This is a genomic window from Pseudomonas sp. NPDC089407, assembly GCF_044900445.1.
GTDB lineage: Bacteria > Pseudomonadota > Gammaproteobacteria > Pseudomonadales > Pseudomonadaceae > Aquipseudomonas.
In genome coordinates this window covers 14,962-34,114 of sequence record NZ_JBJDNB010000011.1, presented here as the reverse complement: position 1 = coordinate 34,114, position 19,153 = coordinate 14,962, and the positions used below count along the sequence as shown (strand labels likewise).

The window sequence follows — 19,153 nt, the reverse complement described above, 5'->3', positions numbered from 1 at the left end:
TCTACAACGACCGCGACTGATCGCACAATTGTTGTAGGAGCGGGTTTACCCGCGAATAGGCCCGCACAGGCGTAATCAGATATCCCGCGCGAACGCCACCGCCTCGTCCACCTGCGCCTGCGTCGGCCTTACCCCGGTATACAGCACGAACTGCTCCAGCGCCTGCAGCGCAATCACCTCAAGCCCGGTAATCACCGGCTTGCCCAGCGCCTGCGCGCGGCGTATCAATGGCGTCTGCGCCGGCATCGCCACAACATCGAACACCCGCTCCGCCGCCGTAATGGCGTTCTCGGAAAACGCCAGTTCATTGGCCTCCGGCCCACCCCCCATGCCGATAGGCGTCACGTTCACCAGCATCGGCGGGCAAACATCGCCCAGTTCCGCCACCCAGCGATACCCGCAAACATCCGCCAGCTGCCGCCCAGCCTGTTCGTTACGCGCAACGATGATGCCTTCAGCAAACCCGGCATCGCGCAGGGCACTGGCCACCGCCTTGGCCATGCCACCACTGCCACGCAGGGCAAAGGCGGTAGCCGGGTCAACCTGGTGCTGCGCCAGCAACTGGCGCACCGCCAGGTAATCCGTGTTGTAGGCTTTCAACCGGCCCTCGTTGTTGACCAGGGTATTGACCGACTCGATGGCGGCCGCCGAGGGGTCGACTTCATCGACCAGGGCCATGCACGCTTCCTTGTACGGCATCGACACCCCGCAGCCGCGAATACCCAGGGCACGTATGCCCGCCACCGCCGCCGGCAGGTCATCGGTGCGCATGGCCTTGTAGTAGAAGTCCAGGCCCAACTGCTGATACAGGTGGTTGTGAAAGCGTACGCCGAACGTGCCGGGGCGGCCTGTCAAGGAGATGCACAGCACGGTGTCCCTGCTGGGAGTTGTCGACATAACCTGCTCCTTTGTCATAACTGAAACGTTTGTGCAGCGTAACAGAGGCAACCACTGGTCGTCCCTTACACAACCTTTACCGTTCCCCTGTGCTCAGTTGACAGAGCCCGGAGTCATACTAGTAACACCCCACTCCAGGGGGTTTTCCTAAGAGGTTGCCCATGAACCGTCTCATACCCGGAATCGCCCTGCTGGTCGGTGCCTTGGCCATCAGCGGGCCCGCTGCCGCTCACGGTTATGGCGGCCATGGGGGTGGGGGGTACGGGCCTGGGCCGCTGCTGGGGGCGGCCGTGGTTGGCGCTGTGGTCGGGGCAACGGTTTATGGCGGGCATGACCGTACCGTGTATGTCGAACGCCAGCCGGTCTATTACCCGCCGCAGCCGGTGTACGTGCAACCGCCCCCGCAGCCGGTTTACTACCAGCCGTACTATGCACCGGCCCCGCCACCCCCGGGTTACCGCGCCTACTATGCGCCACCGCCGGTGTACTACGGCCCGCCACGTTAGTAAGGGTTGATAGAACTAATGACCACTATCGACAACGTTGATTTCAAACCGCTGCGGCCGCTGGGTATCGTAGCGCCATGTTTTACAGGAGGTCCACATGGCCACTATCCAGATCATGTCCGTTGTCGGCAGCGCCGTCCCCGTTTCATTGCGTGAACAAGGCCTGCTGGCGTGCTGGTACCTGGTGCGCAACGGCGAAGCCGTGAGCGGGCCGATGCCAAGCCTTGCCTCGGCCCAGGCCCTGGTTGAACAGTTACAGCCAGGTACCCTGGTTGCCTGACCCGAATTTGTTGTGCGTTGCTCCCTACGCCCTTATGGCCCGCCAAACTGGCGGGCTTTTTTTTGGGCGGTCAGCGCAATGACCTTGCCTTGCAGCCGGCCTACGCTGAGCACCAGTTCGTTGCGCTCCCTGGCCAGTTGGTCAGCCTTGGTTTCCGCCTCTTTACGGGCAGTGCGCTCGATATCGAGCAGTTCAGTCAGGCGCCGGACTACCGCAATGTCTGCACTGTCCATTGCACGGTCTGCCGCATCCCTGGACAGCCATTTGCGCAGCCACAGAAATGCACCCAGCAACACGGTGCCCGTTCCACCCAGCCAAGTGACGGTGCCCGGGCCGAGGTCAGTCGGATCCATGTAAACCTCATTCCTCAAGGTGATGGGGTAATCCGCAGAAAATGGTCTCGGCGGCTTTTCTTCTTCTCAGCATTAATTTAGCCTTACGCTAATATAACCTCAAGGGTAAATTTAGCCATGCGCACATTTAGCAGCAAGCTAAACACTGGCATGCTTCGCCCTATGGACATCTATGAAATTCGCAAGCACAACCTGGTCAAGCTGATTGGCGGCCAGCGTAAAGGATCCTGCGCTGAGCGCTGGGGGATGGCGCCTGCACACTTGAGCCAGATCCTTTCAGACAAGACCGCGAAAAACCTGGGCGATGACGTAGCCAGGCGCATCGAGGGCATCGAAGGCTTGCCGCGCGGCTGGTTCGACGCGCTTGCAGCAGGCGAACATGTGCAAGCTGTGGTCGAGCCCACCGATAGCAGGCAGTCTGCGGCGGAACTGGTCAGGCAGATGTTGGCCAGAAGTGGCAAAGGTATACCTGAAGAAACCCGGCAAAGGTTGCTGGCTGCTGCCGAGGAGCCGGCCGACGCTGTACTGGTCAAGGCGGACCTCGCCCGCCCCGGCCTGGTCGGAGACGAAGTCTGGATCGCCCACTACGATGTGCGGGCAGCCATGGGCGGCGGCCAGATCCCTCACGACTACCCGGAAATGTTCAAGGATGTTCGCATCAGCCCGAGCCACCTGCGCGAACTGGGCGTGGAGTTCAGTGAGCACCACCACCTGAAAATGGTAACCGGCTGGGGCCAGTCGATGGAGCCGACCATCAAGCATCGCGACCCGCTGATCGTCGACGTCAGCATCCGCGAGTTCGTCGGCGACGGCATCTACTTCTTCTCCTGGGGCGACCACATCTACATCAAGCGCCTGCAGATCGCAGATGAAGACCATTTCGAGATGATTTCCGACAACTCGCGGCACAAGGACCGCATGATTCGCCGGGAAGAAACCTACATCCAGGCCAGGGTGCTGCTGGTATGGAACGCCCACCTGGTGTGAAGCGTATGCCGCCCATGCCGACGAGCTTTTACTGATGCTCAGAAGGGTGCCGCTTCCTCGACCTGCCCTGCACTGCCCTGCTCGACGATAAAGTCGTCGCGCTGCTCCACGCTGCTGCGTTCCCAGCGCACCATCACGCTCTCATCGTCGTTGAAGGTCAGCTCCAGCTCGGGCGTTTCCGACAGCAAGCCCATCACCTCTTCCCATTCCGCATCACCGTCGCTGTCCAGGCGATGCACCCTGACCCAGCGCTGCGTCTGTGCCACCGGGTGGTTGATCATCGACGACACGCGCAGGCTAAGCCGCTCTATTCCGGTCATCTCCTGGCGATGCTGGGCTGCCGGCTTCATCTGCATAGACATATTCTTACCCTGATAGCTGTATATTCGTACAGTACTTACTGAAAGCTTATCTCACCGGCAAATCCAGCGTAAAGCCCCAACACGGAAAAATTTCGCCAGCAGATAATGTAATGCAGGAGAAAATTTAGCTCATCGCTATTGACTTCGATTTAGCTTGTGGCTAATTTTTGTCAGGCAGCCACCTGCACGGCTGCCAGAGCAACCCGTCAACAAGGCTCACTTTTTGTCAGGAGTTTTCCATGGCCGTAGATATCAGCAATCTCACCCTCGCCACCCCGGTGGCCGTATCTTCAACCAACCCCGTGGCGCTCGAGCTCAACGGCGCCGAAGCGATTGCCCGCTTTCCGAGCGTAGTCAAAATACTCAGTGACGGTTCGATCCAGCTCTCTGCCCCCACTAAAGGCGCGTCGAGCAAAAGCACTCATCGAACCCGCTGCGAGTGGACCGAAACCCAGGACTGGATGCTGGCCAGTGCCCAGGACCACTGGAACCGCCAAACCATGGCGCTGACCAAGGTCAACGCAGCACAGAAGGTGGTCATTGCCCAGATGCACGTACGCGGCGACGACAGCCCGCCGGTGAAAGTGTTCTGGAAGAAGGGCGACATCACCCTGGGCTTTCGAGCAACCTACAACCAGGCCGACCCGGTCAACTCGACGGTGCTGAAGGGCGTACCGCTGGGGGCGATTTTCAATGTCAGCATTCACGTCACTGGCCAGGGCCTGGTTACGGTGACAGCCACCTGCAATGGGCAGACCGGCGCGTCGGGCGAACTGCAACTCGACAGCAGCTGGGCATCGCGGCGGTTCGAGTTCCATGGTGGGGTCTACAACCAGGTCGACTACAGCGATGCAACGCCCGCCGATGACGGCTCGATCTGCATCATCAGTGAACTCTCGCTGGTCCATGGCTGAGCGTTGAGTACCGGCAAGGCGCCCCGATGCCCTGCGGCGAAATGCAGGCTGCATCGGGATGCCGGCTGGCCGGGTGCGCATGGCCGGCAGGCGTGACACGCCATTGATCAGTCCCGATGCGTCATATTGTCCCGCGGATCATCTGCAAGCGGTCCCGCCCGGCCTCGGTGATGGCATTTTCCCCTTCATCCCTGAGGCGATAACGACCCGACACCATCCTGGTGATCGAGAACCTGACCAGCCCGCTTCTGGACAGGGCCTCGCCCACCTCGAAGCTCATGGCCTGTTCCAGGTCGAAAAGCTTGATCTCTCCGATTTTGAAGCGGGTAAACGCCACCAAGGCTGTATCCAGTTCTTGCTGGCTGATCTCACGTGCGCGTTGCATCAGACCTCCCAGGTCATAAGCGCCCCGGTCCATGGGCTTGAAGGCAACGAACCGGGCGGTTTGTCGAAGGCGGACCGTACTATGACGCGGTCGAGGTCGCTACTGGGTTTCCATCCACACTGGATGGGTGGGCAGGTGAGGCGGCGACAGGCCAGAGAGGCACGGGGCTGAACCGCGAGCGCCTGGCAAACGGTTCATGGCCTTTGTTATCAACCACGGCAAATGATGGCAAGGTGACACCTGTTTGATATCCTGCGGTTTCTCGAAGGAGGATACAAACAATGGCACGCAAGGGAAAAACACTGAGCAGAACGCTGCGCAAAGAATACACGAAGGGTTTAGCGCTGCCCAAAAGCCTGTTCTTTCTGGACGATGTAAAATACACAGCTGTTGCAGAAGTTGTCCTCGAAGGGAAGGACACGCCAAAAACATTGGTAGAATTTACGCCTGCTCAATTAAAAGCGCTTATGGAGAAAAAGATCTATCACTTCGGTGGAGGCGTTCACGCAAACCTGAACAAGAAAGGGGGCTATGGCATTTACAAAAAGCCGCCAAAACCCAAGCCGCCATCGGAGCAAATGGCAGAAGCGAATCGAGTGATGCAGGAGCAGAAATCAAAGATCGAGGCTCTGAACGAAAGTGAAGAGCGGTCCCAGCGCTCGATAAGATCAACAACCAATCAGGTACGCCAGATCGAGCAGCGGGCCTCTGATCTGGAACGGGACCTGGCTGAAAGCCGAAAAATCTACAAATCGGTGCTTGATGAAAATCGAAAACTCAAGGAAAGAATTGATCAGTTGCAGGGTAAAGAAGGCCGAATGACGACCTCGACAGATAAACAAGTCAATTCAATGGATCCGAGCCCATACAAGCATCGGCTTCCAGGCAGCCATGGATGAAACCGTGACGACCAGATGCCTGAGCAACTGGTCCTGCTCAGGCTTCGGAAATGGATACAAAAAACGCTACAGGATTAAATTTCGTTCACCTTGCGCCCTTTAGTCATAAGGCATTCGACAGCAATTCGGCCATACTCCAGAATGCAGCGGTTTAGGGGGAAAACCCTTGCACAGCCAACGACATACCAACCTTTAGTGAGCCTCAACGTGAAAACATCCCTGTCCATCCTCAGCCTGCTGCTGTTGCTCACAGGTACCGCGACCCTTCCGTCGACCGCTGCTGCACAACCCCCGGCCCAGGTGCAACGAGACCCTTCCAAACTGCACCTGGCTTCAGGCAGCGCCCTGCTGATCGACCTGAATACCAACCAGGAACTGTATTCGAACCATGCCGACCGCGTGGTGCCGATCGCCTCGGTGACCAAACTGATGACGGCGATGGTGGTGCTGGATGCCAAGCTACCCATGGATGAGATGCTCACCATGACCATTGCCAACAACCCGGAAATGAAAGGCGTGTATTCGCGCGTGCGCCTGGGCAGCCAGCTGGACCGCCGCGAAACCCTGCTGATTACCCTGATGTCGTCGGAAAACCGTGCGGCCAACAGCCTGGCCAACGCCTACCCGGGTGGCTACCCGGCGTTCATCAAGGCGATGAACGCCAAGGCCCGCAGCCTGGGCATGGCGCACACCCGCTACGTCGAACCGACCGGCCTGTCGACGCAGAACGTGTCTACCGCCCGCGACCTGTCCAAGCTGCTGATGGCTTCGCGCAAGTACCCGATGCTGAGCGAGCTGTCGACCACCCGCGAGAAGACCGTGGCCTTCCGCAAGCCCAACTACACGCTGGGCTTCCGTAACACCGACCATTTGGTGAACAAGAGCAACTGGGACATCAAGCTGACCAAGACCGGCTTCACCAACGAAGCCGGCCACTGCCTGGTGCTGCTGACCCGCATGGACAACCGCCCGGTAGCGATGGTTATCCTCGATGCCTTCGGCAAGTACACCCACTTTGCTGATGCCAGCCGCATGCGCCAGTGGCTGGAAACCGGCGCAGCCAAGCCAGCGCCGGCCGTGGCCATGCAGTACAAGGCTGACCGCCAGGGCAAAGGGCGGGTGGTGGCGGAGTAACCCGGGCTTGAAATGATGGGGCCTGAATGGGCCCTATCGCCGGCAAGCCAGCTCCCACAGGGACCGCGTCTGGCGGGCCTGTCGCTATCTCTGTGGGAGCTGGCTTGCCGGCGATGGGCTGCACAGCAGCCCCAATGCTTGTCAGGCCGTGGCGCTGACCATTCCGCCCGCGCTGCTGCCGCCCTCTTGCTGCAACAGCTCCAGTAACTGCGCTGTGGCCGTCATGATCTGCCCGGTGATGGTGGCGATGCTGGCTTGCTTGGCGCTCACAGCATTGGCCTTGGCTGTTTCTTCCATCTTGCTGCTCATCAATTGAGCCAGCTGCTTCTGCTCTTCGGCCAACTGCTTCTGCAGCTGCTTGATCAGCTCGCGCAGTGCCGTTACCCCTGCCGATTCGCCGCTCTCTTCGCTGTCTTGCGTAGAGTGGGCCTGCCCTGCACCGCCAACCTTCAAGGTATCGCCACTGATACTGAGTGGCCCGTCGTTCTCGGCCTGCGTTGTCTGTTCGCCCTGGGCTGCTGCATTAACGCTCAGCGCCTGCGCCGAAACGCCGTTGATGTGCAAATTTGCCGCTATGGATGTCATGCCGATTCCCTGCCAGAAGTTGGGTCCTTGCCGTAACCCCCTTATCGGCAGCCCCACGCAGATCTTTAGCCCGCTTAAATTCCCCTTTGGCTGGCTCGTTCCAGTTCATGTACTTGCGCAGGAGCCGGAGCCCCGGCGGGCGTCCATATTCGACCATTCAGGGAATCGCTGCCATGAGCCAGCCCACACAGCAGGAAACCATCAAAGATCTGATCGGCGTGGGCTTCGGCCCCTCCAACCTGGCCTTGGCCATTGCCCTGGAAGAACTCGCCGAAAGCCAGGGCCATGCCCTGGATGCGCTGTTCATCGACAAGCAACAGGACTACCGCTGGCACGGCGAAACCCTGGCGACCCAGAGCGAGCTGCAGATCTCGTTCCTGAAAGACCTGGTGTCGCTGCGCAACCCCACCAGCCCTTACAGCTTCGTCAATTACCTGCACCAGAAGCAGCGTCTGGCCGACTTCATCAACCTCGGCACCTTCTACCCGTGCCGCCTGGAATACAACGACTACCTGCGCTGGGCCGCCGAACACTTCGCCACCCAGGCGGTATATGGCCAGGAAGTGCTGCGCATCGAGCCAGAAGTGCAAAGCGGCCGGGTCGAGCACCTGCGCCTGATCGCGCGCGATGCCCAAGGCCGCGAATACAGCCGCCGCACCCGCTCGGTGGTGGTCGGCAGTGGCGGCACGCCGAAAATTCCGGAAAAGTTCGGTGCCTTCAAGGATGACCCACGGGTATTCCACCACTCGCAGTACCTGAGCAGCCTGAACAAGCTGCCGTGCACTGAAGGCAAACCGATGCGCATTGCCGTGATCGGCTCGGGGCAAAGCGCCGCCGAGGCGTTTATCGACCTGAACGACAGCTACCCGTCGGTCAAGGTCGACATGGTCCTGCGCGGCTCGGCCCTGAAGCCCGCCGACGACAGCCCGTTCGTCAACGAGATCTTCTCGCCAGACTACACCGACCTGGTCTACAACGAACCAGCCGACCAGCGCAGCAAACTGCTGGGCGAGTACCACAACACCAACTATTCGGTGGTCGACCTCAACTTGATCGAGCGCATCTACGGCATTCTGTATCGGCAGAAGGTCGCCCACCAGCACCGCCACAATGTACTGTGCCGCCGCCAGGTAGAAGCGGTAGTCGCCACCCGCGAGGGCGTGGAGCTGACCCTGCGTGACCTCGCCACCGGCCAGCAGCAAACCCACCGTTACGATGCCGTGATCCTTGCCACCGGTTACGAGCGCCGCTCGCACCGTGACCTGCTGGCACCGCTGGCCGGTTACCTGGACGACTTCAGTGTTGATCGCAACTACCGAGTGCTGGCCAGCCCCGACCTGCAGGCGTCGGTGTACCTGCAAGGCTTCTGCGAGAACAGCCACGGCCTGAGCGACACCCTGCTCTCGGTGCTGCCGGCACGCGCCGCGGAAATTGGCCGGGCGTTGTACCACGACCTGGCACAACTGCATGGCAAGGCTCACCCCGCAGTAGCCCTGACCCGCGCCTGAACCCTTCTGCTTCATGCCTTCCGACCTGATAACCGTCATTTAGCGTCATTAGGGCTGCTATGCAGCCCATCGCCGGCAAGCCAGCTCCCACAGTAAACGCGCAATTGTTGAGAACTGCGCTGTATCTGTGGGAGCTGGCTTGCCGGCGACGGGCCGCAAAGCGGCCCCAATCGATCACCTGACAGGCACAGGCCTTTGTCGTTTGAAACATTTGCTTTCATTTAAAACGGCAGGTTTTCAATTCTCATTCGTCCTTATCAGTACAGCCCTCTTTGGTTGGGCATACGCTCGACCACCTATTGCAGAAGACCGTCTGATGGCCAAATCACCGAAAAAATCCAAATCCAGGCTGTGGTTCCTGGTCCACAGCTGGCTCGCGTTGCCGATCTGGTTCTTTGTGTTGATTGTCTGTTTCACCGGCATGCTCGCCGTGGTCAGCCAGGAAATCGTCTGGCTGGCCGACCCGGCCGTGCGCGCCAACAAGCCAGACGCCGATGTCGAGCGCATGAGTTTCCAGAAAGTGCTGGAAGCCTTGAACAAGGCCGAGCCGGACATGGTCGTCGAGCGACTCAGCCAACCTGACGGTTCGCACTTCGCGGTCAAGGCCAATGTCACCCTGCCAGACGGCACCAGCCCGACCCTGTATGTAAACCCCTATACCGGCGCCATCCAGGGCAAGACCCCGGATTTCAACTTCGAGGCCTTCACCCGTGCCCTGCACGGCTGGTGGCTGGTGCCGTTCACCAACGGCTTCAGCTGGGGCTGGTACCTGGTTTCGCTGCTGGGCCTGCCGATGCTGGCCTCGCTGGTCACCGGCCTGGTGGTGTACAAGAAGTTCTGGAAGGGCTTTTTCAAGCCGGTGCGTACCGGCCATGGTTCGCGGATTTTCTGGGGTGACCTGCACCGCCTGGCCGGGGTGTGGTCGATCTGGTTCATTGCGGTCATTTCCATCACCGGCACCTGGTTCCTGATCCAGGCGATCCTGTTCGACAACCACATCACCATTTCCAGCCGGCCCATCGTGCCGGTGATCGCCCGCGAGGAAGTACCGCAAACGCCAGACGGCACCCCGGCGCCGCGCATCGACCTGGATGAAGCGGCACGCCTTGCCGGCCTGGCCATCCCGGGGCTGGAGGTCAGCTTCATCTCGCTGCCTGCGACCGCCTACAGCCACGTCACCTTGTCCGGTCCGGGCTGGTACCCGCTGATGTTCCAGAGCGCCTCGGTAAACCCGTACACCCGTCATGTCGACAGCCAGTTCGAGATCAGCGACCGCTCGGCGCTGGAGTTCGTCACCGAGTCCATGCGCCCGCTGCACACCGGCGATTTCGGCGGCTTGCCGATCAAGCTGGTGTGGTTCTTCTTCGGCCTGATCCTCACCCTGATGGTGTTCAGTGGCCTGCTGATCTGGACCAAACGCACCGCCCAGGCCACCGCCGCCGCGCTCAAGCGCAGCGAGCGCGCACCGCGTGCGGCACGCCGTGAAACCACTGTGGAGATGCACCCATGAGCCAGGCCCAAGCCCTGCCCGCCAGCCCGCTGAAACAGTTCTGGCTGAAGTGGCGTTTTCACCTGAACATCCTGCTGATCCTGATCCCGCTGGGCTTCATGCCCAAGTACTTTGCCGACGCGAAGCTGTTCCGTGGCGACGCCGGCCTGGGTGCCAATGTAATCAGCGACATCAAGGTCGGCCCCTACAGCCTCAACCTGGCCGAACTGCGCGACGAGGCGCCACGCGCCGACGGCCCGGCCGGTTACTTCAAGTCATTCAATGCGGCGCTGTGCAAAGCCTGCGTCAAGGACGTCAAGGCTGCCTACCTGCGCATTGGCAAGCCGCGCAGCCTGCGCGCCGCCGGCACCATCTTCTTCGGCGCGCCGTACAACATGGGCACCTCGCTGCCGATCCCGCCGCGGACCAAACCCGACGCCCAGATCTGGATCACCCTGGAAGGCTGGGACGGCAGCATGCACCAGGCATCCGTCCCGTTGGCCAAGGCATCGCCAGCCACCGTGGCCTGGCTCGAAAAACAAGGAGGCAAGAAATGAAACACCTGATCCGCACCTTCGCCCTGCCCCTGCTGGCGCTGGCCGCCGGCCCCGCCCTGGCGCACAACCCGATGTGCGAATGCGAAGAAACGGCCAACGGCCAGGTCACCTGCACGGGCGGGTTTTCCGACGGCAGCGGCGCCCCTGGGGTAACCCTGGATGTGATCGGCTATGACGAGCAAGTGCTGGTCGGCGGCAAGCTCGGCGACGACTCTACCCTGACCTTCAAGCGCCCGGACGGTGAATTCTACGTGCTGTTCGACGCTGGCCCCGGGCACGTGGTGGAAGTCGACTACGCCGATATCGCCCAGCCATGAGCCGCGCCCAAGTGATTCGCCCGGCCGGTGCCGGGCACGAAACCCTGTATGTGCTGCTGGCCAGCCTGCTGATCGTGGTGCTCGCCGCCAGCGTCGTGCTGCTGCGGGCAGAGCGCGAGGACGAACAGGCCATCGCCAGCCACCAGATCGACGCCCGCCGTGACCTTACCGCCGCCGAACAAGGCCTGTACACGGACCTGCGGGTGGCCTTCGACGAGATCCAGTTGCTGCGCGAGGAAAACGCCGCCGTGCCCAGCGTACAGGCCCTGGCCGAAGAAGGCCTGCCGCCGTTCGTGGTCGATGCCGGCAGCCAGAGCCGTGGCCGCCACCAATGGTCATGGCTGGAGACCGGCGCCTACCTGGGCCGCACCCAGGCCCCTGAAGTGGCCGGCAGCCTGTTGCTGATCCTGCCCGCTGACAGCAGCGGCCAGGCCGACGTCTGGTTGCGCCGCGACAGCGCTGCCGTGATCCCGGACGACCTCGGCCAGGCTGCCCTGATCGCCGCCGGCTGGCAGCAGGTGGTCAGCCACTACGACGCCGGGGTTACCCGCGAACACCGTCACTGAACCCAAGGACCTTCCCATGTTCCGCTCCGCCCTCGCCCTGCTCCTGGCCCTTGCCCTGCCTGCATTGGCCCTGGCCGATAACGGCAAACCGCTGCGCATCGGCATTACCCTGCACCCTTACTACAGCTATGTCAGCAACATTGTCGGCGACAAGGCCGAAGTGGTGCCGCTGATTCCGGCGGGCTTCAACCCGCATGCCTACGAGCCACGGGCCGAGGACATCAAGCGCATCGGCACGCTGGACGTGGTGGTGCTTAACGGCGTTGGCCATGACGACTTTGCCGACCGCATGATCGCCGCCAGCGAAAAGCCCGACATCGCCACCATCGAGGCCAACCAGAACGTCCCGCTGCTGGCAGCCACCGGCATTGCCGCACGGGGCGCCGGCAAGGTGGTCAACCCGCACACCTTCCTGTCGATCAGCACTACCATTGCCCAGGTCAACAACATTGCCCGCGAACTGGGCAAGCTCGACCCGGACAACGCCAAGCTGTACACGCAAAACGCCCGTGCCTACGCCAAACGCCTGCGCGCGTTGCGTGCCGAGGCACTGGCCAAGGTTACCGAAGCGCCCAGCGCCACCTTCCGCGTAGCCACCATTCATGCTGCCTACGACTACCTGGTGCGCGACTTCGGCCTGGAGGTGACCGCGGTTGTCGAGCCGGCCCATGGCATCGAGCCGAGCCCGGCGCAGCTGAAAAAGACCATCGACCAGCTCAAGGCCCTGGATGTACGGGTGATTTTCTCCGAGATGGACTTCCCGTCGGCGTATGTCGAAACCATCCAGCGTGAGTCCGGCGTGCGCCTGTACCCGCTGACGCACATTTCCTACGGTGAATACACCAAGGACAAGTACGAAGTGGAGATGAAGCGCAACCTCGACACCGTGGTTCGCGCCATTCAGGAGAACCGCGCATGACCGCCGCCGCCAACCTGGTTGCAGCCTGTGGGCCGCGCATCGAGTTCGCCGGCATCGACCTGACCCTGGGCCGTACACGCATTCTTGAACAGGTCAGCTTCAACGTCGCAGCCGGCAGCGTGCATGCCATCGTCGGCCCCAACGGCGGCGGCAAGAGCTCGCTGATCAAGACCCTGCTCGGGCAGATGCCACACCAGGGCCAGTTGACCTTGCACTGGCCAGCCGGGCGCGAGGTGATCGGCTACGTGCCGCAGGCACTGGAGTTCGACCGCGGCCTGCCCATGACCGTGGACGACTTCATGGCCGCCATGTGCCAGCGCCGCCCGGCGTTCCTCGGCCTGTCCCGGCGCGTGCAGCCGGCCATCGATGCCGCCCTGGCACGGGTTGGCATGCTCGACAAGCGCAAGCGGCGCATGGGGGCATTGTCTGGCGGCGAACGCCAACGCGTGCTGCTGGCCCAGGGCCTGATCCCCGAACCGCAGTTGCTGGTGCTGGACGAGCCGATGTCGGCGCTCGATGAAGCCGGCATTCAAGTGTTCGAACAACTGCTGCTGGGCTGGCGCCAGGCCGGCACCACCGTACTGTGGATCGAGCATGACCTCGAGGCAGTGCTGCGCCTGGCCGACCGGGTGACCGGCCTGAGCCGCCAGGTACTGTTCGACGCCCCACCCGCCCAGGCCCTGACCCCCGAGCGCCTGCTCGGCCTGTTCTCTGTTCACCCGCGTAGCGAGAGCCTTGCCTCATGAGTTTTGAAGCATTTCGCCAACTGGTCCAGGACTGGGCCATTGCCGGCTACCTGCCCGAGGCAATGGCCTACGGCTTCGTGGTCAATGCCCTGCTGGCCGGCCTGATGATCGGCCCGGTACTGGGCGGCCTGGGCACCCTGGTGGTGGTCAAGCGCTTTGCCTTCTTTTCCGAAGCGGTCGGCCATGCTGCGCTCACCGGCGTGGCCATCGGCATTCTGCTCGGCGAGCCCTACACCGGCCCTTATGGCAGCCTGTTCGGCTACTGCCTGCTGTTTGGCATCCTGCTCAATTTCCTGCGTAACCGCACCGGGCTGTCGCCGGACACGTTGATCGGCGTGTTCCTCTCGGTGTCACTGGCACTGGGTGCCAGCCTGCTGCTGATGCTGGCGGGCAAGATCAACGTGCACATCCTCGAGAACGTGCTGTTCGGCTCGGTGCTGACCGTCAGCGGCCAGGACCTGGTGGTGCTGGGCATTGTCGCGGTGCTGGTACTGGCGTTGGCCGTACCGCTGTACAACCGCATCATGCTGGCCAGCTTCAACCCGCAACTGGCGGCGGTGCGCGGCGTGGCAGTGAAGACCCTGGATTACCTGTTCGTGGTGCTGGTGACCCTGGTGACCGTCGCGGCGGTGAAGGTGATCGGGGCGATCCTGGTCGGTGCGTTGCTGGTGATCCCGGCTGCTGCCGCGCGCCTGGTCAGCCAGTCGCTGAAGGGCTTTTTCTTCCTGTCCGTACTGATCGCCACCATCAGTACCCTGTTCGGCATCCTGTTGCCGATCGTGTTCGACCTGCCGGTGCCGTCGGGTGCCGCGATCATCCTGGTCGCCGGCATCTGCTTCGCCCTGGCCGCGCTCGCCCGCGCCCTCGTTCCCCGCCTGCAAGGAAACCCGGCATGAACCTGAAACGCCTGACCCTGGCACTGGCCCTGGCCGGCCTGCCGTCGCTGTCTTTCGCCACGCAGGTGCTGACCACGCTGCCCGTCACCCACAGCCTGGCCAGTGCCCTGCTCGACGGCACGGCGGTGCAGTTGAAACGGGCTGCGCCGGCCAACCTGCCGGCCAGCCGCCAACCGTCGTATTTCAGCGGGCGTGGGGGTGCCAGCCTGGACAAGGCTGCGCAGCAGGCTGACGCGGTGATCGGCGTACGCTCGATCTGGCGTGACGACCCGCTGTACCCGATGGCTCGTCGCAGCAATATCCGCATTATCGAGATCGATGCCGCACGGCCAGTCGATGGCGCGCTGCCGGGCATTGCGGTGAGCGGCGACGATGCCTATGGCGCCTACCCGTGGCTCAACCCGACCAACCTCGGGCGCATGGCCGACGTGGTGGCCAATGACCTGGAGCGTTTGGCGCCGGACGCCAAGGCCAAGATCCAGGGCAACTTGGCCGGGCTCAAGCGCCAACTGCTGGAGCTATCGGCCAACAGCCAGACACGCCTGGCCAAGGTCGACAACCTGACGGTGGTGAGCCTGTCGGAGCGGCTGGGGTACCTGGCCAGCGGGATGAACCTGGACGTGGTCGAGCAACCGCTGCCGGCCGAGTGGGATGCGGCGGCGCTCAAGGCTTTGGGCGAGAACCTGAAGGCACAGGATGTGGCGTTGGTGCTGGACCATCGCCAACCTGATCCGGCAGTGGCCGAGGTGATCAAGGCAGCAGGTGCGAAACTGGTGGTGGTGGACAGTGACCCTGAGGATGCGTTTGCCGGGTTGAAGGCCAGTGTTGACCTAGTGGTTGGGGCATTGGGCGAGAGCTGATCGAACAGGCTGATGCGTTCAATGTGGGAGATTGTCTTGTGCTACCTGTACTGGCCTCATCGCCGGCAAGCCAGCTCCCACAGGGATACTGCCTTGAGGGTAAAGCGGTCGAGGAAGGAGAACTGTCTTGCATAGCTCCCCTGACCAGCACTGGCCCTTGTAGGAGCGGCCTTGCGTCGCGATGGGCTGCGCAGCAGCCCCAAGGTTTCCGCACAGATGCACAAATTGCCGGGGCTGCTTCGCAGCCCATCGCGACGCAAGGCCGCTCCTACAGATTCTGTGCCTGCCCCGATGGTGATGCAGGCCGCTCCCACCTCGACCGCATAAGTCTTGTGCCTTGTGCCTTGTTCAGTACCTGTAGGAGCTGGCTTGCCGGCGATGAGGCCAGCGCAGGCAACACAAGATAGCTTGCAGGCTAGCGCTTCAGGCACCGCTGATAACGCTCATCCACCCGCCCGGCAAACCACGCCGTGGTCAGCTTGCGGGTAATCTTTGGGCTCTTCAGTTCAATACCCGGCAAGACTGCCCGTGGCACCGGCTTGCCAGCGGCAGCATCGGCCAGGGCAAATACCCCGCTGTACAGCTTGCTGTCCTCGAACGCCAGGCTGTCGCCCTCCTCCAGTTGGCTGCGTATCTGCGGGTTCCGCAAACCCAGCTTCACCCCCAGCTTGCGCGCTGCCATTTCGGTGGTGCCCGGCATGATCGCCCCAGGCGCCACCAGGTCGCCGTCCAGCGCCAGCTTCACCCCGGTCACTGTGCTCAACGCCGCCTGGAACGCCGCGTTGCGGCTGGCGTACCAACCGGCGTTGAAATCGGCAAAGCGGTACAGCTTGCGATCGTAGCTGACCGGGTAGCCCAACAGGTGGGCGATACCGAAGTACAGGCCGCCGCGCCGGGTGAACACTTCCCGGCGAATGCTGCCATCGTGGCTGTACGGGTAGTCCTGTGCATGCTTCTCGGCAAAGTCGATGCTGACCTGCATCGGCCCGCCGGTGTGCACCGGGTTGAGCCCGCCAAGCAAGCTCTTGCCCAGCGGCACCCGGGCAATCACTTCGTCGTACAGTTCGCTGAGCTGCTTCTCGCTGCGCACCGCCTGCAAGCGCTGCTGGTAGCTCTGGCCGTTGCCCGAAGGTGCCTTCAGCGCACCGTCGACCAGCAGCTTGGGGATATGCAGGCGTGCCGCGCGGCGGTCGATTTCTTCGCGGGCGATGCGCCCCAGGTTGGGCACCTGCGGGTCGGCAGTGAAGGTCGACTCCTGCTCGGTCACCGCCAGCACGGCGCACAGGTTGCTTTTGCTGGGGGCAATGCGCTGGGCTTCGAAGGCAACCTGGATATCCTTGGCCCAACCCTCGCGATTCTTGGCCTGGGCAGGGAGCAGCCGCAGCAACTGGGCACGGACCTTGGCCGGGTCCGCCTCGGGCACTTCCTCGCGGCGCCCGGCGCAGCCTTGCAGCAGCGCCAGGGCCACCAACCCGGCAGCCAGTAACCGGCCGTTCAGGGTTGTTCACCGACCAGGTAGGTTTTGCTGAGATGGCGGAACAGCGGGTGGCCGGCACTGCCCATCAGTTCGAACAGCACCATCTCGCGGGTCACCACCTGCGCACCGGCGGCTCGCATGCGCGCCAGCCCCGCTGCCTTGCTCGCCGGGGTGCGGCTGTCGCAGGCATCCTCGACCACGAACACCTGCTTGCCCAACGCCAGCAAGCCAAGCACGGTTTGCAGCACGCAAACGTGGGTTTCCATGCCACACACGATTACCTGCTCACGCGCCATCAGGCTGGCCGGCAGGCACTCGGCGGCCACGCAGGAAAAATGGCTTTTCTCCACCACGTCGGCGGCCGGTGCCGCGGCCAGCAGCTCCGCCAGGGTATGGCCCAGGCCTTTGGGGTACTGCTCGGATATTACCGTCGGTAGCTCCAGCGCGGCGGTGGCTGCCAGCAACCAGCGAGCCCGCGCCCGAGTGCCTTCGGGGTCGCTCATGGCGCCGATGAGTTTTTCCTGGATGTCGACGACCAGCAGCGTGGCCTTGTGTGGATCGATCAGCATGGTCTGCCCCTTGCCTGGGAAAAAGCCTAGCCTCCCCCAGGCGAGCGGCGACGTCAATCAGGCGGACAAGCGCAAGGGTTGCAGCGAGGCAGCCAGCGCGTCGAGCACACGGTCTTCATGTTCATGGATGAAGAAGTGCCCACCGGGGAACATCTGCAGCGAGAACTCGCCGTCAGTTTCTTTGCCCCAGGCCTGCAGTTGCTCATCATTGGCCCGGTCATCGGTGCCGCCCAGCACATGCAGCGGGCAGTTAAGCGCCGGCCGGTCGCGGTAGGCGTAGGTACCGCACAGCAGGAAATCGGCGCGCAGGGTCGGCAAGGTCAGGCTCATCAACTCGGCATTGGCCAGCACTTCCTCGGGCGTGCCTTGCAGCTCGCGCAACTCGCTGATCAGCTCGGCGTCGCTTTTAGGCTCGCGCCAGTGCTTGCCATCGTAATCCTCGCGCCGGGTCGGCGCCGCCGTACCGCAGGCGAACAACGCCAGCGGCGCCGGGCAGCCCAGCGCTTGCAGCTCGTGCGCCAGTTCGAAGGCCAGTAACGCGCCCAGGCTATGACCAAGCAACGCATACGGCGCACTGGCCGCCAGGCGCTGCTCGCTGGCCAGCTGCCGGGCCAGCGCCTGCATGTCGGTGTGCAGTGGCTCGGCCATGCGCGCACCGCGCCCGGGCAGCTCGACCGGGCGCACCTGCAACCACGCCGGCAGCTTGCGCCGCCAGCGGCTGTAGACCATGGCGCTGGCGCCGGAGTACGGCAGGCACAGCAGGTTCAGTGCGGTCACTGGGCGGCGGCTTCGGCCATCTTCTGGCGCAGGCTCAGCGGGCGCATGTCGGTCCACACTTCATCAATGTAGGCCAGGCAGTCCTTCTTCAGGCCGCTTTTGCCCACGGCACGCCAGCCGTTGGGGATGGCCTTGTAGTCGGGCCAGATCGAGTATTGCTCTTCGTGGTTGACCACTACCTGGAACTGGATATCGTCGCGGTCGAAAACGGAAGTCATTGCCTGTCTCCTTGAATGATAAGTGCCGCTGCGGGGTTGGCGCAGGGGGGCTTTCAAGTAGACGTAGTGAGCGCTGGAAAAATTAGCAGCACTGACGCGATCCCCTGTAGGAGCGGCCTTGTGTCGCGATCGGGCGCGCAGCGGCCGCAATCCAGGCAACCATGCTCTGTCAGGCAAATCGGGGTTGCAGGTTTTGCGGCCGCTGCGCGCCCGATCGCGACACAAGGCCGCTCCTACAAGGATCGCGATACAGCCGCCATCAGGCATCCCGCAACAGGTCATGGGTATCAAGCAACCGGAAGGCCACCTGCGGATTACGCTCCAGCCCCCGCCGGATCGCCGCCGGTATCGCTTGCCGGGTCTTGCGGCACAGCCCGGGCTGGTCGTCCAGTTCGATGACGATGCCGCGCATGGTCCGCACTTCGTTGAAACCGGGGGCGATATGCACGCGGATGCCGAGGTTGTCGTACAGGCGTTGCTGCAGGCGCTGCAGGTCTTCCAGGTCCTTGAGGTTTTCCAGGCGTTCGAGCAGGCGTTTTTCTTCCTGGCGGGTCAGCAGGAGAATGCGCTGGGCTGTCTGCGGGTGATCGGCCAGGTGTTCGCGGCCGCAGATGCATGCGCCAGGGGGGCAAGGTTGGCGTAAAGGTGGAGAGCTGGTCATGGAGCAAGCATAGCCAGTTTTTGCTGCGCCCTGTAGGAGCGGCCTTGTGTCGCGAAAGGGCTGCGAAGCAGCCCCAGCAATTTATGCATCTGCGCTAAAGCCAGGGCGCGCGGGGCACACGGCGGCGAAAGGGTTCACTCTCTCATACATGGTCACAGCTGATTCAGCTGATGCCTACAGGGACTTCACGCCGATACCGTGCGGATCACTCTCCCACGCGGGTGTGCTGACACACACCAGTGCTGGCTACGATCTCTGTCCCGCGCACACGAACCCTAACAAAGCAAAAGG

Annotated in this window: 25 protein-coding genes; 15 read left to right on the top strand and 10 right to left on the bottom strand. The window is 62.5% G+C overall.

The features are described 5' to 3' along the window. Positions 1 to 75 precede the first annotated feature (75 nt). Entirely contained in the window at positions 76 to 897 is an 822-nt protein-coding gene (locus ACI2KG_RS10870) for a shikimate 5-dehydrogenase (protein ID WP_404661896.1), read from the bottom strand. 161 nt (positions 898 to 1,058) lie between these two features. Between ACI2KG_RS10870 and ACI2KG_RS10865 the strand changes: the two genes are divergently transcribed. Together ACI2KG_RS10865 and ACI2KG_RS10860 are read left to right on the top strand one after the other, a co-directional pair. Continuing rightward, positions 1,059 to 1,403 (top strand): hypothetical protein, encoded by a 345-nt coding sequence (locus tag ACI2KG_RS10865; protein WP_404661895.1) that lies wholly within the window; start codon positions 1,059 to 1,061, stop codon positions 1,401 to 1,403. Positions 1,404 to 1,500: 97 nt separating this feature from the next. Then, the gene (locus ACI2KG_RS10860) at positions 1,501 to 1,683 is read left to right on the top strand and encodes a hypothetical protein (RefSeq protein ID WP_201202372.1); all 183 of its coding nucleotides are present in this window, start codon (positions 1,501 to 1,503) and stop codon (positions 1,681 to 1,683) included. Between the two features lie 32 nt (positions 1,684 to 1,715). Here the strand turns inward: ACI2KG_RS10860 and ACI2KG_RS10855 are convergent, their stop codons facing one another. Continuing rightward, entirely contained in the window at positions 1,716 to 2,036 is a 321-nt protein-coding gene (locus tag ACI2KG_RS10855) for a chemotaxis protein (protein ID WP_404661894.1), read from the bottom strand. A gap of 162 nt (positions 2,037 to 2,198) precedes the next feature. On the opposite strand from ACI2KG_RS10855, the gene ACI2KG_RS10850 reads away from it, so the two are divergent. Continuing rightward, positions 2,199 to 3,023 (top strand): helix-turn-helix transcriptional regulator, encoded by an 825-nt coding sequence (locus ACI2KG_RS10850; protein ID WP_404661893.1) that lies wholly within the window; start codon positions 2,199 to 2,201, stop codon positions 3,021 to 3,023. A 38-nt stretch (positions 3,024 to 3,061) separates the two neighbouring features. Here ACI2KG_RS10850 and ACI2KG_RS10845 read toward each other — a convergent pair whose 3' ends face one another. Next, the gene (locus tag ACI2KG_RS10845; RefSeq protein ID WP_404661892.1) at positions 3,062 to 3,385 is read right to left on the bottom strand and encodes a DUF1654 domain-containing protein; all 324 of its coding nucleotides are present in this window, start codon (positions 3,383 to 3,385) and stop codon (positions 3,062 to 3,064) included. A 239-nt stretch (positions 3,386 to 3,624) separates the two neighbouring features. On the opposite strand from ACI2KG_RS10845, the gene ACI2KG_RS10840 reads away from it, so the two are divergent. Beyond that, complete coding sequence (locus ACI2KG_RS10840; RefSeq protein ID WP_404661891.1) at positions 3,625 to 4,299, top strand: polysaccharide lyase family 7 protein; 675 nt, start codon at positions 3,625 to 3,627, stop codon at positions 4,297 to 4,299. A gap of 121 nt (positions 4,300 to 4,420) precedes the next feature. Here the strand turns inward: ACI2KG_RS10840 and ACI2KG_RS10835 are convergent, their stop codons facing one another. Continuing rightward, positions 4,421 to 4,684 carry a hypothetical protein gene (locus ACI2KG_RS10835; RefSeq protein WP_404661890.1) on the bottom strand — a complete coding sequence of 88 codons (264 nt, stop codon included), beginning with the start codon at positions 4,682 to 4,684 and terminating at the stop codon, positions 4,421 to 4,423. Positions 4,685 to 4,965: 281 nt separating this feature from the next. Between ACI2KG_RS10835 and ACI2KG_RS10830 the strand changes: the two genes are divergently transcribed. Then, positions 4,966 to 5,583 (top strand): hypothetical protein, encoded by a 618-nt coding sequence (locus ACI2KG_RS10830; protein WP_404661889.1) that lies wholly within the window; start codon positions 4,966 to 4,968, stop codon positions 5,581 to 5,583. A 207-nt stretch (positions 5,584 to 5,790) separates the two neighbouring features. After that, positions 5,791 to 6,717: a D-alanyl-D-alanine endopeptidase gene (gene pbpG, locus ACI2KG_RS10825; protein ID WP_201202378.1), complete on the top strand. Its 927-nt coding sequence runs from the start codon at positions 5,791 to 5,793 to the stop codon at positions 6,715 to 6,717. A 141-nt stretch (positions 6,718 to 6,858) separates the two neighbouring features. Here pbpG and ACI2KG_RS10820 read toward each other — a convergent pair whose 3' ends face one another. After that, positions 6,859 to 7,302: a hypothetical protein gene (locus ACI2KG_RS10820; protein WP_404661888.1), complete on the bottom strand. Its 444-nt coding sequence runs from the start codon at positions 7,300 to 7,302 to the stop codon at positions 6,859 to 6,861. A 173-nt stretch (positions 7,303 to 7,475) separates the two neighbouring features. Here ACI2KG_RS10820 and ACI2KG_RS10815 point away from each other — a divergent pair, with 173 nt between their 5' ends. From ACI2KG_RS10815 to ACI2KG_RS10775, 9 genes are all read left to right on the top strand, one after another. Continuing rightward, positions 7,476 to 8,810: a lysine N(6)-hydroxylase/L-ornithine N(5)-oxygenase family protein gene (locus ACI2KG_RS10815; protein WP_404661887.1), complete on the top strand. Its 1,335-nt coding sequence runs from the start codon at positions 7,476 to 7,478 to the stop codon at positions 8,808 to 8,810. Positions 8,811 to 9,126: 316 nt separating this feature from the next. Continuing rightward, a complete protein-coding gene (locus tag ACI2KG_RS10810) occupies positions 9,127 to 10,320 on the top strand; it encodes a PepSY-associated TM helix domain-containing protein (RefSeq protein ID WP_400617272.1) in 1,194 nt (397 codons plus the stop codon). Next, positions 10,317 to 10,856 (top strand): thiamine pyrophosphate-binding protein, encoded by a 540-nt coding sequence (locus ACI2KG_RS10805; protein ID WP_404661886.1) that lies wholly within the window; start codon positions 10,317 to 10,319, stop codon positions 10,854 to 10,856. The genes ACI2KG_RS10810 and ACI2KG_RS10805 overlap by 4 nt, the downstream gene beginning before the upstream one ends. Further along, complete coding sequence (locus tag ACI2KG_RS10800; RefSeq protein WP_400617276.1) at positions 10,853 to 11,173, top strand: hypothetical protein; 321 nt, start codon at positions 10,853 to 10,855, stop codon at positions 11,171 to 11,173. Before ACI2KG_RS10805 ends, ACI2KG_RS10800 begins: the two co-directional genes overlap by 4 nt. Continuing rightward, positions 11,170 to 11,739 (top strand): DUF6162 family protein, encoded by a 570-nt coding sequence (locus ACI2KG_RS10795; RefSeq protein WP_404661885.1) that lies wholly within the window; start codon positions 11,170 to 11,172, stop codon positions 11,737 to 11,739. The genes ACI2KG_RS10800 and ACI2KG_RS10795 overlap by 4 nt, the downstream gene beginning before the upstream one ends. Positions 11,740 to 11,755: 16 nt before the next feature. Next, positions 11,756 to 12,658, top strand: a complete 903-nt coding sequence (locus ACI2KG_RS10790) for a metal ABC transporter substrate-binding protein (RefSeq protein ID WP_201202389.1) — start codon at positions 11,756 to 11,758, stop codon at positions 12,656 to 12,658. Continuing rightward, a complete protein-coding gene (locus ACI2KG_RS10785) occupies positions 12,655 to 13,404 on the top strand; it encodes a metal ABC transporter ATP-binding protein (protein WP_404661884.1) in 750 nt (249 codons plus the stop codon). The genes ACI2KG_RS10790 and ACI2KG_RS10785 overlap by 4 nt, the downstream gene beginning before the upstream one ends. After that, on the top strand, positions 13,401 to 14,300 hold the full coding sequence (locus tag ACI2KG_RS10780; protein WP_404661883.1) for a metal ABC transporter permease: 900 nt from the start codon (positions 13,401 to 13,403) through the stop codon (positions 14,298 to 14,300). The genes ACI2KG_RS10785 and ACI2KG_RS10780 overlap by 4 nt, the downstream gene beginning before the upstream one ends. Then, complete coding sequence (locus tag ACI2KG_RS10775) at positions 14,297 to 15,160, top strand: metal ABC transporter substrate-binding protein (protein ID WP_404661882.1); 864 nt, start codon at positions 14,297 to 14,299, stop codon at positions 15,158 to 15,160. The genes ACI2KG_RS10780 and ACI2KG_RS10775 overlap by 4 nt, the downstream gene beginning before the upstream one ends. Before the next feature lie 415 nt (positions 15,161 to 15,575). Here the strand turns inward: ACI2KG_RS10775 and ACI2KG_RS10770 are convergent, their stop codons facing one another. From ACI2KG_RS10770 to ACI2KG_RS10750, 5 genes are all read right to left on the bottom strand, one after another. Next, the gene (locus tag ACI2KG_RS10770; RefSeq protein WP_404661979.1) at positions 15,576 to 16,658 is read right to left on the bottom strand and encodes a DUF1615 domain-containing protein; all 1,083 of its coding nucleotides are present in this window, start codon (positions 16,656 to 16,658) and stop codon (positions 15,576 to 15,578) included. After that, positions 16,655 to 17,206 carry a hydrolase gene (locus ACI2KG_RS10765; RefSeq protein ID WP_404661881.1) on the bottom strand — a complete coding sequence of 184 codons (552 nt, stop codon included), beginning with the start codon at positions 17,204 to 17,206 and terminating at the stop codon, positions 16,655 to 16,657. The genes ACI2KG_RS10770 and ACI2KG_RS10765 overlap by 4 nt, the downstream gene beginning before the upstream one ends. Positions 17,207 to 17,263: 57 nt before the next feature. Then, positions 17,264 to 17,983, bottom strand: a complete 720-nt coding sequence (locus ACI2KG_RS10760; protein WP_404661880.1) for a thioesterase II family protein — start codon at positions 17,981 to 17,983, stop codon at positions 17,264 to 17,266. Next, positions 17,980 to 18,201 (bottom strand): MbtH family protein, encoded by a 222-nt coding sequence (locus ACI2KG_RS10755; protein WP_003256222.1) that lies wholly within the window; start codon positions 18,199 to 18,201, stop codon positions 17,980 to 17,982. Before ACI2KG_RS10755 ends, ACI2KG_RS10760 begins: the two co-directional genes overlap by 4 nt. 259 nt (positions 18,202 to 18,460) lie before the next feature. Continuing rightward, positions 18,461 to 18,862, bottom strand: a complete 402-nt coding sequence (locus tag ACI2KG_RS10750) for a hypothetical protein (protein ID WP_404661879.1) — start codon at positions 18,860 to 18,862, stop codon at positions 18,461 to 18,463. Between the last annotated feature and the right edge of the window lie 291 nt (positions 18,863 to 19,153).

Excerpts from the sequence above, each read along its gene's own strand:
- ACI2KG_RS10870 (WP_404661896.1), bottom strand. The coding sequence starts at position 897 with ATGTCGACAACTCCCAGCAGGGACACCGTGCTGTGCATCTCCTTGACA.
- ACI2KG_RS10865 (WP_404661895.1), top strand. The coding sequence starts at position 1,059 with ATGAACCGTCTCATACCCGGAATCGCCCTGCTGGTCGGTGCCTTGGCC.
- ACI2KG_RS10860 (WP_201202372.1), top strand. The coding sequence starts at position 1,501 with ATGGCCACTATCCAGATCATGTCCGTTGTCGGCAGCGCCGTCCCCGTT.
- ACI2KG_RS10855 (WP_404661894.1), bottom strand. The coding sequence starts at position 2,036 with ATGGATCCGACTGACCTCGGCCCGGGCACCGTCACTTGGCTGGGTGGA.
- ACI2KG_RS10850 (WP_404661893.1), top strand. The coding sequence starts at position 2,199 with ATGGACATCTATGAAATTCGCAAGCACAACCTGGTCAAGCTGATTGGC.
- ACI2KG_RS10845 (WP_404661892.1), bottom strand. The coding sequence starts at position 3,385 with ATGTCTATGCAGATGAAGCCGGCAGCCCAGCATCGCCAGGAGATGACC.
- ACI2KG_RS10840 (WP_404661891.1), top strand. The coding sequence starts at position 3,625 with ATGGCCGTAGATATCAGCAATCTCACCCTCGCCACCCCGGTGGCCGTA.
- ACI2KG_RS10835 (WP_404661890.1), bottom strand. The coding sequence starts at position 4,684 with ATGCAACGCGCACGTGAGATCAGCCAGCAAGAACTGGATACAGCCTTG.
- ACI2KG_RS10830 (WP_404661889.1), top strand. The coding sequence starts at position 4,966 with ATGGCACGCAAGGGAAAAACACTGAGCAGAACGCTGCGCAAAGAATAC.
- ACI2KG_RS10820 (WP_404661888.1), bottom strand. The coding sequence starts at position 7,302 with ATGACATCCATAGCGGCAAATTTGCACATCAACGGCGTTTCGGCGCAG.
- ACI2KG_RS10815 (WP_404661887.1), top strand. The coding sequence starts at position 7,476 with ATGAGCCAGCCCACACAGCAGGAAACCATCAAAGATCTGATCGGCGTG.
- ACI2KG_RS10810 (WP_400617272.1), top strand. The coding sequence starts at position 9,127 with ATGGCCAAATCACCGAAAAAATCCAAATCCAGGCTGTGGTTCCTGGTC.
- ACI2KG_RS10805 (WP_404661886.1), top strand. The coding sequence starts at position 10,317 with ATGAGCCAGGCCCAAGCCCTGCCCGCCAGCCCGCTGAAACAGTTCTGG.
- ACI2KG_RS10800 (WP_400617276.1), top strand. The coding sequence starts at position 10,853 with ATGAAACACCTGATCCGCACCTTCGCCCTGCCCCTGCTGGCGCTGGCC.
- ACI2KG_RS10795 (WP_404661885.1), top strand. The coding sequence starts at position 11,170 with ATGAGCCGCGCCCAAGTGATTCGCCCGGCCGGTGCCGGGCACGAAACC.
- ACI2KG_RS10790 (WP_201202389.1), top strand. The coding sequence starts at position 11,756 with ATGTTCCGCTCCGCCCTCGCCCTGCTCCTGGCCCTTGCCCTGCCTGCA.
- ACI2KG_RS10785 (WP_404661884.1), top strand. The coding sequence starts at position 12,655 with ATGACCGCCGCCGCCAACCTGGTTGCAGCCTGTGGGCCGCGCATCGAG.
- ACI2KG_RS10780 (WP_404661883.1), top strand. The coding sequence starts at position 13,401 with ATGAGTTTTGAAGCATTTCGCCAACTGGTCCAGGACTGGGCCATTGCC.
- ACI2KG_RS10775 (WP_404661882.1), top strand. The coding sequence starts at position 14,297 with ATGAACCTGAAACGCCTGACCCTGGCACTGGCCCTGGCCGGCCTGCCG.
- ACI2KG_RS10765 (WP_404661881.1), bottom strand. The coding sequence starts at position 17,206 with ATGCTGATCGATCCACACAAGGCCACGCTGCTGGTCGTCGACATCCAG.
- ACI2KG_RS10755 (WP_003256222.1), bottom strand. The coding sequence starts at position 18,201 with ATGACTTCCGTTTTCGACCGCGACGATATCCAGTTCCAGGTAGTGGTC.
- ACI2KG_RS10750 (WP_404661879.1), bottom strand. The coding sequence starts at position 18,862 with ATGACCAGCTCTCCACCTTTACGCCAACCTTGCCCCCCTGGCGCATGC.